11 protein-coding genes are annotated in these 12143 nt (G+C 70.8%); 9 read left to right on the forward strand and 2 right to left on the reverse strand.

What is annotated here, in order from left to right; all coding sequences use genetic code 11:
• Positions 1-7: 7 nt before the first annotated feature.
• The 6 genes from eccD (at position 8) to ABD335_RS24080 (ending at position 7163) form a co-directional block, all read left to right on the forward strand.
• Entirely contained in the window at positions 8-1483 is a 1476-nt protein-coding gene (gene eccD, locus ABD335_RS24055) for a type VII secretion integral membrane protein EccD (protein WP_344327129.1), read from the forward strand.
• Between the two features lie 206 nt (positions 1484-1689).
• Positions 1690-1980 (forward strand): 30S ribosomal protein S15, encoded by a 291-nt coding sequence (gene rpsO / locus ABD335_RS24060; protein ID WP_344327131.1) that lies wholly within the window; start codon positions 1690-1692, stop codon positions 1978-1980.
• Between the two features lie 273 nt (positions 1981-2253).
• Positions 2254-4488: a polyribonucleotide nucleotidyltransferase gene (locus ABD335_RS24065; RefSeq protein ID WP_344327133.1), complete on the forward strand. Its 2235-nt coding sequence runs from the start codon at positions 2254-2256 to the stop codon at positions 4486-4488.
• Positions 4485-5903, forward strand: a complete 1419-nt coding sequence (locus ABD335_RS24070) for a M16 family metallopeptidase (RefSeq protein WP_425583725.1) — start codon at positions 4485-4487, stop codon at positions 5901-5903. Before ABD335_RS24065 ends, ABD335_RS24070 begins: the two co-directional genes overlap by 4 nt.
• Before the next feature lie 31 nt (positions 5904-5934).
• On the forward strand, positions 5935-6687 hold the full coding sequence (gene dapB, locus ABD335_RS24075) for a 4-hydroxy-tetrahydrodipicolinate reductase (protein WP_344327136.1): 753 nt from the start codon (positions 5935-5937) through the stop codon (positions 6685-6687).
• Positions 6688-6692: 5 nt separating this feature from the next.
• Complete coding sequence (locus ABD335_RS24080; RefSeq protein WP_344327138.1) at positions 6693-7163, forward strand: hypothetical protein; 471 nt, start codon at positions 6693-6695, stop codon at positions 7161-7163.
• 76 nt (positions 7164-7239) lie between these two features.
• Here the strand turns inward: ABD335_RS24080 and ABD335_RS24085 are convergent, their stop codons facing one another.
• Entirely contained in the window at positions 7240-7800 is a 561-nt protein-coding gene (locus tag ABD335_RS24085) for a hypothetical protein (RefSeq protein ID WP_344327155.1), read from the reverse strand.
• A 51-nt stretch (positions 7801-7851) separates the two neighbouring features.
• Positions 7852-8091 carry a hypothetical protein gene (locus ABD335_RS24090; RefSeq protein WP_344327140.1) on the reverse strand — a complete coding sequence of 80 codons (240 nt, stop codon included), beginning with the start codon at positions 8089-8091 and terminating at the stop codon, positions 7852-7854.
• A 245-nt stretch (positions 8092-8336) separates the two neighbouring features.
• Between ABD335_RS24090 and thyX the strand changes: the two genes are divergently transcribed.
• From thyX to ABD335_RS24105, 3 genes are all read left to right on the forward strand, one after another.
• Positions 8337-9029, forward strand: a complete 693-nt coding sequence (thyX, locus tag ABD335_RS24095; RefSeq protein ID WP_344327157.1) for an FAD-dependent thymidylate synthase — start codon at positions 8337-8339, stop codon at positions 9027-9029.
• 166 nt (positions 9030-9195) lie between these two features.
• Positions 9196-10095, forward strand: coding sequence for a 4-hydroxy-tetrahydrodipicolinate synthase (gene dapA, locus ABD335_RS24100; RefSeq protein ID WP_344327142.1), 900 nt, complete (start codon positions 9196-9198; stop codon positions 10093-10095).
• 115 nt (positions 10096-10210) lie between these two features.
• Positions 10211-11896, forward strand: coding sequence for a ribonuclease J (locus ABD335_RS24105; protein ID WP_344327144.1), 1686 nt, complete (start codon positions 10211-10213; stop codon positions 11894-11896).
• Positions 11897-12143 lie beyond the last annotated feature (247 nt).

Here is a 12143-nt window from a genome sequence, read left to right on the forward strand (position 1 = left end):
TCTCAAGGTGAGTACGACTGCACCGGCAGCCGCCACCGGCTTCTGCCGGGTCACCATCGTCGCGCCCGACAGTCGCATCGACGTGGCCCTCCCCGAGGACATCCCCGTCGCGGACCTCTACCCGGAGATCCTCCGCCTCAGCGGCCAGACGCCCGCCGAGGGCGCCCCCGTCGGCTACCACCTGGTGCGCCGCGACGGCAGCGTCCTCGACAGCGCCCGTTCCTTCGCCGCCCAGCGCGTCCTGGACGGGGAGGTCCTCAGCCTCCGCCCGTTCGCCGAGTCGCTGCCGCCCGCCGTCTTCGACGACGTCTCCGACGCGGTCGCCTCCGCGGTGAGCCGGGACCGCAGGCTGTGGAGCGACGATCTGATGCGGGCCGCCGGGCTGGTCGGCGGCGTGGTGCTGCTGGCGCTCATGGCCTTCGTGCTGTGGTTCGCCGACCCGGTCCGCCACGACATGCACGGTCTGCCGGGCATCATCGCCGCCGTGACCGGGGTGCTGCTGATCGCCTTCGCGGCCGTACGGGCGCGGGTGTACGACGACCGCCCCGCCGCGATCGCCCTCGGACTCGCCTCCCTGCCGCACGTGATGATCGCCGGCTCCGGGCTGCTGCCGTTGGAGGACGGGGGCGGCATCGGGCGGCTGCAGTTCCTGCTGGGGTGCGTGGCCGTCCTGGTCGCCTCCGTCGCCCTGATCGCCGCCACGCCCAGCGGCGACGGTCCGTTCGTCGCCGCCGCCTTCGCCGCGACCGTCGGCACCCTGGTCACCTTCGTCGCCATCCTGACCGACATCCGGCCGGTGGAGACCGCGGCCCTGTGCGTCCCGGTGGCGATCGGGGCCATCGCGTTCCTGCCGGGCCTGTCCTCCCGCTTCGCCCGGCTCCCCATCGGCTACAATGCGCCGCGGTCCGGCGCCATGCGGTACGACGAGGACCCCGACGCCGCCCCCGACACCGACGGCCCGGTCGACGCCGACCGCATCGCCGCGCAGGCCCGCCGCGGGCACGAGATGCTCCTGGGCCTCGTCGGCGGATGCGCGGCCGTCGTCGTCGGCGCGGCGGCCGTCCTGGGCTTCTCCGACTCCGGCTGGGGCCAGCTCCTCGCCCTCGCCGCCGGACTGGGCATGCTGATGCGCGCCCGGCTCTTCCGCTACACCGTCCAGGTCGCCTGCGCGCTCGCCGCGGGCCTCGCCACCCTCGCCCTGCTCTCCCTCGGTCTGGCCCTCAATCCCCCCGCCGACCTGCTGCAGAAGCTGCTGACGGGGGACGACGGCGCCCTGGACCTGCGGACGATCTGGCTGTCCGCCGCCCTCGCCGCCGCGGCGGCCCTGATCACGGCCATCGGGCTGGTCGTGCCGCGGCGCGGCGTCACCCCCTTCTGGGGCCGCTTCCTCGACATCGCCGAGGGCGCCGTCCTGCTGTCGCTGGTCCCGCTCTGCCTGGCCGTGCTGGACCTCTACTCCGCCGCCCGGAGCATGACGAGTTGAGCGGGGCCGGCGGCGGGCCGGTCGACCGGCGGTGAGCGACCCGTCGCAGGACTGGTAGGCTGATCGACGGCCGTTTGCGTACGCGTCTTCCGGAGTGCCTGGAGACAGCGCCCAGCGGACCCCGCCTCCCGAGTCGCGAAAGATCCCCTGCACGGTCCGCCAGGGGCACTCGGTGGCCTCGACGAGAAGAACCCAAGGAGTATCGCGTGTCGCTCGACGTCGCTACGAAGAAGCAGATCATTGCCGAGTTCGCCACCAAGGAGGGCGACACCGGCTCCCCCGAGGTCCAGGTCGCGCTGCTCACCCGCCGCATCTCGGACCTCACCGAGCACCTGAAGACCCACAAGCACGACCACCACTCCCGCCGTGGTCTGCTGCTCCTGGTCGGCCAGCGCCGCCGCCTGCTGCAGTACCTGGCGAAGAAGGACATCCAGCGCTTCCGCGCGCTGGTCGAGCGCCTGGGCATCCGCCGTGGCGCGGCGGGCGGCGCCCGGTAACACGCCGTGAGGGGAGCGGTTCCCACCGGAGGGGACCGCTCCCTTTGCCGTACTCCGGTACTTGCCAAGAGTCACGGTGGGCAGAAGCTTTGTAGTCTGGTCCCACAACGACATACACGAACGAGGAGGAGCGCTTCACGCCGCCGGTCCTCGGTAGTGGCCCCCGGGCATTCGTCCCGGGAGCTTCGATCGAAGACCGGCCCGCACGGGAAGACGCTCCGCCATCACCGTCCTCGCCACACGGGCGAGGACGCGGACGAGGAGAATTTCCTGGTGGAGAACGAGACCCACTACGCCGAGGCCGTCATCGACAACGGTTCCTTCGGCACCCGCACCATCCGCTTCGAGACGGGCCGCCTGGCCCGCCAGGCCGCGGGTTCCGCGGTGGCCTACCTGGACGACGACACCATGGTGCTGTCGGCCACCACCGCCTCGAAGCACCCGAAGGAGCAGCTGGACTTCTTCCCCCTCACCGTCGACGTCGAGGAGCGGATGTACGCCGCCGGGAAGATCCCCGGCTCCTTCTTCCGCCGTGAGGGCCGCCCGAGCGAGGACGCGATCCTCACCTGCCGGCTGATCGACCGGCCGCTGCGCCCGTCCTTCCAGAAGGGCCTGCGCAACGAGGTCCAGATCATCGAGACGATCATGGCGCTCAACCCCGAGCACCTGTACGACGTCGTCGCGATCAACGCCGCCTCCTGCTCCACGCAGCTGGCGGGCCTGCCCTTCTCCGGCCCGATCGGCGGCACCCGCGTCGCCCTGATCCGCGGTCAGTGGGTGGCCTTCCCCACCCACTCCGAGCTGGAGGAGGCCGTCTTCGACATGGTCGTCGCCGGTCGCGTCCTTCCCGACGGCGACGTGGCGATCATGATGGTCGAGGCCGAGGCCACCGAGAAGACCGTCGAGCTGGTCAAGGGCGGGGTCCAGGCCCCGACCGAGGAGGTCGTCGCCGCCGGTCTGGAGGCCGCCAAGCCCTTCATCCGGGCCCTGTGCAAGGCCCAGTCCGACCTCGCCGCCAAGGCCGCCAAGCCCACCGCCGAGTTCCCGATCTTCCTGGACTACCAGGACGACGTGTACGACGCGCTGAGCGAGGCCGTCCGCGGCGAGCTGGCCCAGGCGCTCACCATCGCCGGCAAGCAGGAGCGCGAGGCCGAGCTGGACCGCGTCAAGGCGCTGGCCGCCGAGAAGCTGCTGCCGCAGTTCGAGGGCCGCGAGAAGGAGATCTCCGCGGCGTACCGCTCGCTGACCAAGGCCTTGGTCCGCGAGCGCGTCATCAAGGAGAAGAAGCGCATCGACGGCCGCGGGCTGACGGAGATCCGCACGCTGGCCGCCGAGGTCGAGGCGATCCCGCGGGTGCACGGCTCCGCGCTCTTCGAGCGCGGCGAGACCCAGATCCTGGGCGTCACCACCCTCAACATGCTCCGCATGGAGCAGCAGCTCGACACCCTCTCCCCGGTGACGCGCAAGCGCTACATGCACCACTACAACTTCCCGCCGTACTCCACCGGTGAGACCGGCCGCGTCGGCTCCCCCAAGCGCCGCGAGATCGGCCACGGCGCCCTGGCCGAGCGGGCGATCATCCCGGTGCTGCCCTCGCGCGAGGAGTTCCCGTACGCCATCCGCCAGGTCTCCGAGGCCTTGGGCTCCAACGGCTCGACGTCCATGGGCGCGGTCTGCGCCTCCACCATGTCGCTGCTGAACGCCGGTGTGCCTCTCAAGGCGCCGGTCGCCGGCATCGCCATGGGCCTGATCTCCCAGGAGATCGAGGGCGAGACCCACTACGTCACCCTCACCGACATCCTCGGTGCGGAGGACGCCTTCGGCGACATGGACTTCAAGGTCGCCGGAACCCGTGACTTCGTCACCGCCCTCCAGCTCGACACCAAGCTGGACGGCATCCCGGCCTCCGTGCTGGCCGCGGCCCTCAAGCAGGCCCGCGACGCCCGCCTGCACATCCTCGACGTGATGATGGAGGCCATCGACAAGCCGGACGAGATGTCCCCGAACGCGCCGCGGATCATCACCGTGAAGATCCCGGTGGACAAGATCGGCGAGGTCATCGGCCCCAAGGGCAAGATGATCAACCAGATCCAGGAGGACACCGGCGCCGACATCACCATCGAGGACGACGGCACCATCTACATCGGTGCCGCCGACGGACCGGCCGCCGAGGCCGCCCGTACCGCCATCAACGCCATCGCCAACCCGACGATGCCCGAGGTCGGCGAGCGCTACCTGGGCACGGTCGTGAAGACCACCACCTTCGGTGCCTTCGTCTCCCTCCTCCCGGGCAAGGACGGCCTGCTGCACATCTCGCAGATCCGCAAGCTCGCCGGCGGCAAGCGCGTGGAGAACGTCGAGGACGTGCTGGGGGTCGGCCAGAAGGTCCAGGTCGAGATCGCCGAGATCGACCAGCGCGGCAAGCTGTCGCTGGTCCCGGTCCTGGACGAGGAAGAGGCCACGGACGGCGCCGAGAAGACCGACGCGAAGGACGCTGCGACCAAGTGACGCGCACGCCCCGTACGACGGCCCGCCCCACCACCGCGGTGGGGCGGGCCGTCGCCCATCCCCCGATCCCCTCCCGTCCGCACGCCCGAGGAGTGCCGGCCGCCTTCCCCTCCGGAGGAGGGAACGGCGCGGGGACCGTCCGCAAGACCGTCCTCCCCGGCGGGCTGCGCGTCGTCACCCAGTCCGTGCCGACCGTCCGCTCCGCGACCTTCGGCATCTGGGTGCGGGTCGGCTCCCGCGACGAGACGCCCGCCCTCAACGGCGCCACCCACTACCTGGAGCACCTGCTCTTCAAGGGCACCAAGCGGCGCAGCGCCTTGGAGATCTCCGCGGAGATCGACGCGGTCGGCGGCGAGATGAACGCCTTCACGGCAAAGGAGTTCACCTGCTACTACGCCCGGGTGCTGGACACCGACCTGCCGCTGGCCGTCGACGTCGTCTGCGACATGCTGACCGGCTCGCTGATCCGGGCCGAGGACGTCGAGGCCGAGCGCGGCGTCGTCCTGGAAGAGATCGCCATGACCGAGGACGACCCCGGCGACTGCGTCCACGACCTGTTCGCCAAGACCATGCTCGGCGACACCCCGCTGGGCCGCCCGGTCCTGGGCACGAACGAGACGATCAACGCCCTGACCCGCGACCGCATCGCCCGCTTCTACCGCCGGCACTACGACCCGACCCACCTCGTCGTCGCCGCCGCGGGCAACCTCGACCACGACACGGTCGTACGCCAGGTGCGGGAGGCGTTCGAGCGGGCCGGCGCGCCGGCGGACGCCGACGCCGAACCCGTCGGTCCCCGCACCGGCTCGCGCCGCATCCGCACCGCGGGCCGCGTGGACCTGCTGGACCGCGGCACCGAGCAGGCCCACATGGTCCTGGGCATGCCCGGCCTGTCCCGCATGGACGAGCGCCGCTGGGCGCTCGGGGTGCTCAGCGCGGCCCTGGGCGGCGGCATGAGCTCACGGCTGTTCCAGGAGATCCGGGAGAAGCGCGGACTGGCCTACAGCGTGTACTCCTACACCTCCGGTTTCGCCGACTGCGGCCTGTTCGGCGTGTACGTGGGCTGCCGTCCGAACCTGGTCCACGACGTGCTGAAGATCTGCCGCGACGAGCTGGACCACGTCGCCGAGCACGGCCTGGGCGACGAGGAGCTGCGGCGGGCCATGGGCCAGCTCGCCGGATCGACGGTCCTGGGCATGGAGGACACCGGCGCGCTGATGAACCACATCGGCAAGGGCGAGCTGTGCTGGGGCGAGCAGCTGTCCATCGACGACATGCTCGCGAAGATCTCCTCCGTCACCCCGGACGACGTGCGTTCGGTGGCCCGCGAGATCCTGGGACAGCGGCCCTCGCTGTCGGTCATCGGACCGCTGAGCGACAAGCAGAGCGCCCGTCTGGACGAAGCCGTCGCCTGACCGACCCCGTACCCGTGAAGGAAACACGCACATGAGCAAGCTCCGCGTAGCAGTCCTCGGCGCCAAGGGCCGGATCGGCTCCGAGGCCGCGCGCGCCGTGGAGGGCGCCGACGACATGGAGCTCGTCGCCGCCCTAGACAAGGACGACGAACTGGAGGAGCTCGCCACGGCGGGCGCCCAGGTCGCGGTGGACCTGACCCACCCCGACTCGGTGATGGGGAACCTCGAGTACTGCGTCGGCCGCGGCATCCACGCCGTCGTCGGCACCACCGGCTGGACCGAGGAGCGGTTCGACCGGCTCCGCGGCTGGCTGGAGGCGTCCTCGGGCACCGGTGTGCTGGTCGCGCCGAACTTCTCCATCGGCGCCGTCCTGACCATGCGCTTCGCGCAGCAGGCCGCCCGCTTCTTCGAGTCCGTCGAGGTCGTCGAGCTGCACCACCCGAACAAGGCCGACGCCCCCTCCGGCACCGCCACCCGCACCGCCCAGCTCATCGCCGCCGCGCGCGCCGAGGCGGGCCTCCCCCCGCAGCCGGACGCCACCACCTCCGCCCTCGACGGCGCCCGCGGCGCGGACGTGGACGGGGTGCCGGTGCACGCGGTGCGGCTGCGCGGTCTGCTGGCGCACCAGGAGGTGCTGCTCGGCGACACCGGGGAGACCCTCACCATCCGCCACGACTCGCTGCACCACAGCTGCTTCATGCCGGGCATCCTGCTGGGCGTGCGGCGCGTGGTCGACACGCCCGGTCTCACCGTGGGACTGGAACACTTCCTGGACCTGGACTGACGGCCATGGGCGGAAAGATCACCTACCTCTTCCTCTCCACCGCGCTGGTCGTCGTCTTCCTCGTGGTCGCCCTGGAGGGCGTGCTGCTGCTGAGGACGGGCGAGCCCGCCGCGATGGGCATGGGAGCGGTGGCCTTCGTGCTGCCGTGCGTCGGCGCCTGGTTCCTGTGGCACAACACCCGGTTCGCCCGGGACGCCGGCCGGCTGGCGAGGGAGCTGGAGGCCGAGGGCGGGCTGCCGGAGGAGGCACCGGCCAGGACCCCGGGCGGGCGCGTCGACCGGGCGGCGGCCGACGAGGTCTTCGCCCTGCGCAAGCGGGAGGCCGAGGCCGCGCCGGACGACTGGCGCTGCTGGTTCAGGCTGGCCGTCGCCTACCACGACGCCCGGGACACCCCGCGTGCCCGCAAGGCCATGCAGCGGGCCATCGCCCTCCACGACGGGAAGATCGTGTCGGGCGCGCGGAAGTCCCCCCTCTGACCGTCCGATCCACGCGGGGCTCCTCCGTCGGTTCCCTCGGTGCCGGAAGACGGTGCCGGAGGCCCGGGGAGGGGCCCTACGGGTGCTGCGGGCGGTGGTACTCCGCGGCCCACGCCTCCACCACGTCCGCGGCCCGGTCGAAGGCCTCGGGCCGTGCCAGGAAGTCGGCGTTGTGGTCCGTGAGCACCGTCCGCAGGGACTCCTGTCCGCGCGGCTCGACGAGCAGCGCCTGCCCCTGCACGGTGCGCGGTGTGCCGAGCCACTTCACCGGCTGCTGCACCGTCCGCACGGCGGTCACGTCCTGCCAGGCGAGCGTCGTCGTGGTGATCAGCCCCACCTGACGTATGCCGTGGGCGCTGACCCACACCCCCACGCGGAGCAGCCGCAGCGCGCAGGCGATCACCAGCACCGCCCCCGCCAGGCACACGCCCGCCTCCGTCAGGGTGCCCGCCATGGCGATGATCAGAGTGGACAGCAGCATGTAGGAGGCGAGCAGCAGGAGCAGTGCCGCCCCGCCGACCCGCCAGGGGCCGGGACGGTAGGGACGCCGCCACCGCTCGCGCTCCTCGTGGGGCAGGGGCGTGTCCGACGGGGCGGTGTCCAGCTCGCCGTCGGCTGTCAGGAAGTGCAGGGGCACGGGATCCTCGCTCACGGGCGCGGTCGGTGGGGCCTGTGAGCGAGGAGATTATCAGCGGCTCTCGGCGGCGGTCGGCCGGTCCGGCCCGTCGTCGAGCGGATCCGGCGTCTCCAGGGCGGGGACCCCGAGCAGCAGGGAGCCGACGAGCCCGGCGATCACGACCAGCCCCAGCAGCACGCGGCCCAGTATCTCCGAGGGCGTGGACCGCCGGCGCGGGGGCGTGACGTTACTGCGGAAGTGATCGGACTCGGCGACGAAGGCGAAGGGCACGGACTCCTCGCGGCGACCCATGTGGCGAGACTCCTTGGACGACGACCTGTGCTTCCGTACGGGGAACGTCCGTTCGTTCGGCGAAGTGCCCGATTTCGGATGCTTGCAGAAAAATATCAGCGACTGTGCCCACGGCCGCGGCCGGGCACCGCATGTCGAGGGTGAGCCGCCACCGCCCTAGGCTGTGCACCGCCCCGAGAACCGATGTGGCACGACTGGAAGGAACCCCGGTGTCCGACGCCCCCGACCTCCGTTTCCGCAGCGACATGACCGTCGAGCTGGTCAAACACTCCGCCGCCGACACCGATGTGCTGTGGGCGGCGCGGGTCTCCACGGCGGGTGAGCAGTCACTGGACGAGCTGGAGAAGGACCCGGAGCGCTCCAAGGGCCTGATCAACTTCCTGATGCGCGACCGGCACGGCAGCCCGTTCGAGCACAACTCGATGACCTTCTTCATCAGCGCGCCGATCTTCGTCTTCCGCGAGTTCCACCGCCACCGGGTGGGCTGGTCCTACAACGAGGAGTCCGGCCGCTACCGCGAGCTGGAGCCCGTCTTCTACGTTCCGGACGCCTCCCGCAAGCTGGTGCAGGAGGGGCGCCCGGGCAAGTACCGGTTCGTCGAGGGCACCGCGGAGCAGCACCGGAACGTCGCCGAGGCCCTGGAGTTCTCGTACCGGCGTTCGTACGAGGCGTACCGGGAGATGCTGGACGCCGGCGTCGCCCGCGAGGTGGCGCGCGCGGCCCTCCCCGTCGGCCTGTACTCCTCGATGTACGCCACCTGCAACGCGCGCTCGCTGATGCACTTCCTGGGGCTGCGCACCCGGCACGAGCTGGCGAAGGTGCCCTCCTTCCCGCAGCGGGAGATCGAGATGGTCGCCGAGAAGATGGAGGCGCACTGGGCGAGGCTCATGCCCCTCACCCACGAGGCGTTCAACGCCAACGGGCGAGTCGCCCCGTAGGCGCGAGTCACCGCAAGCGATGTCCGGATTGCGGCTTTGATAAAGGTTCGTCTAGGCTCGATGTACGGACCCGGCACTGTCTGAACCCCCGAGCGGACAGTGTCGGGCTCCACATCCGGCCTCCCGAGGGAGCATCGCACCGCAGGCTGCGAGTAGCGTGGGATCCATGGCTCCGACCTCCACACCGCAGACGCCCTTCGGGCGGGTCCTGACCGCGATGGTCACGCCGTTCACCGCGGACGGCGATCTCGACCTCGACGGCGCACAGCAGCTCGCCGCCCATCTGGTGGACGCCGGCAACGACGGCCTCATCGTCAACGGCACCACCGGCGAGTCCCCGACCACCAGCGACGAGGAGAAAGCCCGACTCGTCCGCGCCGTGGTCGAGGCGGTCGGCGACCGCGCCCACGTCGTCGCCGGAGCCGGCACCAACGACACCCGGCACAGTGTGGAACTGGCCCGCGCGGCCGAGCGGGCGGGCGCCCACGGCCTGCTGGCCGTCACGCCCTACTACAACAAGCCCCCGCAGGAGGGCCTGTACCGGCACTTCACCGCCATCGCCGACGCGACCGACCTGCCGGTCATGCTCTACGACATCCCCGGCCGCAGCGGCGTCCCCATCAACACCGAGACCATCGTCCGGCTGGCCGAGCACCCGCGGATCGTCGCCAACAAGGACGCCAAGGGCGACCTGGGCCGTGCGAGCTGGGCCATCGCCACCAGCGGACTCGCCTGGTACAGCGGCGACGACATGCTCAACCTTCCGCTGCTGTCCGTCGGAGCCGTCGGCTTCGTCTCGGTCGTCGGCCACGTCGTCGCCCCCGAGCTGCGCGCGATGCTGGACGCCCACCTGAGCGGTGACGTCGCCAAGGCGACGGAGATCCACCAGAAGCTGCTGCCGGTCTTCACCGGCATGTTCCGCACCCAGGGCGTGATCACCACCAAGGCCGCCCTCGCCCTCCAGGGCCTGCCCGCGGGACCGCTGCGCCTGCCGCTCGTCGAGCTGTCCCCGGAGGAGACCGAACAGCTCAAGCGCGATCTCGCGGCCGGCGGGGTACAGCTCTGAGACACGGACTTCACAACTACATACGGGTACATACGGACCGACAACTGCACGTGCACGACGATCGCGCGCCACGTGCCCCGCGGGGGCGCGTGGCGCGCGTGGTGAGGAGAGTCTTTTGAGCCATCCGCATCCCGAACTCGGCCCGCCGCCGCCGCTCCCCGAGGGTGGTCTGCGTGTCGTCCCCCTGGGCGGCCTGGGCGAGATCGGCCGCAACATGACCGTCTTCGAGTACGGCGGCCGGCTGCTCATCGTCGACTGCGGCGTCCTCTTCCCCGAGGAGGAGCAGCCCGGTGTCGACCTGATCCTGCCGGACTTCAGCTACGTGCGGGAACGGCTGGACGACATCGACGGCATCGTCCTGACCCACGGACACGAGGACCACATCGGCGGCGTCCCGTTCCTGCTGAAGGAGAAGCCCGACATCCCGCTGATCGGCTCCAAGCTGACCCTGGCGCTGATCGAGGCCAAGCTCCAGGAGCACCGCATCCGGCCGTACACCCTGGAGGTGGCCGAGGGGAACCGCGAGCGCATCGGACCCTTCGACTGCGAGTTCGTGGCGGTCAACCACTCCATCCCGGACGCGCTGGCGGTCGCCATCCGCACCCCGGCGGGCATGGCCGTGCACACCGGCGACTTCAAGATGGACCAGCTCCCCCTGGACCGCCGCCTCACCGACCTGCGCACCTTCGCGCGTCTGGGCGAGGAGGGCATCGACCTGCTGCTGTCGGACTCCACCAACGCCGAGGTGCCCGGCTTCACCCCGCACGAGCGCGACATCTCGCAGGTGCTGCGCCAGGTCTTCGCGGGAGCGCAGAAGCGCATCATCGTGGCGAGCTTCGCCAGCCACGTCCACCGCATCCAGCAGATCCTCGACGCCGCACACGAGCACGGCCGGCGCGTCGCGTTCGTCGGCCGGTCGATGGTGCGCAACATGGGCATCGCCCGTGACCTGGGCTACCTCAAGGTGCCCGCCGGTCTCGTCGTGGACGTCAAGACCCTGGACGACCTGCCGGACGACGAGGTGGTGCTCGTCTGCACCGGATCGCAGGGCGAGCCGATGGCCGCGCTGTCGCGCATGGCCAACCGCGACCATCAGATCCGCATCGTCCCGGGCGACACGGTGATCCTCGCCTCGTCCCTGATCCCGGGGAACGAGAACGCGGTCTACCGGGTCATCAACGGCCTGACCCGGTGGGGCGCCGACGTCGTCCACAAGGGCAACGCCAAGGTCCACGTCTCGGGCCACGCCTCGGCGGGCGAGCTGCTGTACTTCTACAACATCTGCCAGCCGAAGAACCTGATGCCCGTCCACGGCGAATGGCGCCACCTGCGGGCCAACGCGGAGCTGGGCGCGCTGACGGGCGTGCCCAAGGACCACATCGTCATCGCGGAGGACGGCGTGGTGGTCGACCTGGTCGACGGCAGGGCCAAGATCGTCGGAAAGGTGCAGGCGGGGTACGTCTACGTCGACGGCCTGTCCGTGGGAGACGTCACGGAAACCTCGCTGAAGGACCGCCGTATCCTCGGCGAGGAGGGCATCATCTCGGTCTTCGTGGTGGTGGACAGCAGCACCGGCAAGATCACGGGTGGCCCGTACATCCAGGCCAGGGGCTCCGGCATCGACGACAGCGACTTCGATTCGGTGATCCCCAAGATCGACGAAGCCCTGTCCAAGGCGGCCCAGGACGGCATCTCCGAACCCCACCAGCTCCAGCAGCTCGTCCGCCGGGCGGTGGGCAGGTGGGTGTCGGACAACTACCGCCGCCGCCCCATGATCCTGCCCGTGGTCGTGGAGGTCTGAGGCTCAACTGCGGCGGGCGCGCCCGGATTTGCATCCGGGCGCCCCGCTCCAGTACGTTTAGGGCTCCACCGCGACGGGAACCAGAAGCAGTCTTGCTCCGGTACCCTCGCAAGCCCGGAATCGATGAACGGCCCGGAAACGGACCCAAAACGGTTCTGGTAAAGTGGAAAACACCGAGAGGGAAGCGCCCGGAGGGGCCCCGGAAGGGGTCGCGAAGGAAGCGTCCGTTCCTTGAGAACTCAACAGC

It is taken from the genome of Streptomyces macrosporus, from assembly GCF_039533145.1.
GTDB lineage: Bacteria > Actinomycetota > Actinomycetes > Streptomycetales > Streptomycetaceae > Streptomyces > Streptomyces macrosporus.

What these genes read in the sequence shown, in the direction of transcription:
- dapB (WP_344327136.1), top strand. Translation starts at nt 5,935, where the DNA reads ATGAGCAAGCTCCGCGTAGCAGTCCTCGGCGCCAAGGGCCGGATCGGC.
- ABD335_RS24080 (WP_344327138.1), top strand. Translation starts at nt 6,693, where the DNA reads ATGGGCGGAAAGATCACCTACCTCTTCCTCTCCACCGCGCTGGTCGTC.
- ABD335_RS24090 (WP_344327140.1), bottom strand. Translation starts at nt 8,091, where the DNA reads ATGGGTCGCCGCGAGGAGTCCGTGCCCTTCGCCTTCGTCGCCGAGTCC.
- thyX (WP_344327157.1), top strand. Translation starts at nt 8,337, where the DNA reads ATGACCGTCGAGCTGGTCAAACACTCCGCCGCCGACACCGATGTGCTG.
- dapA (WP_344327142.1), top strand. Translation starts at nt 9,196, where the DNA reads ATGGCTCCGACCTCCACACCGCAGACGCCCTTCGGGCGGGTCCTGACC.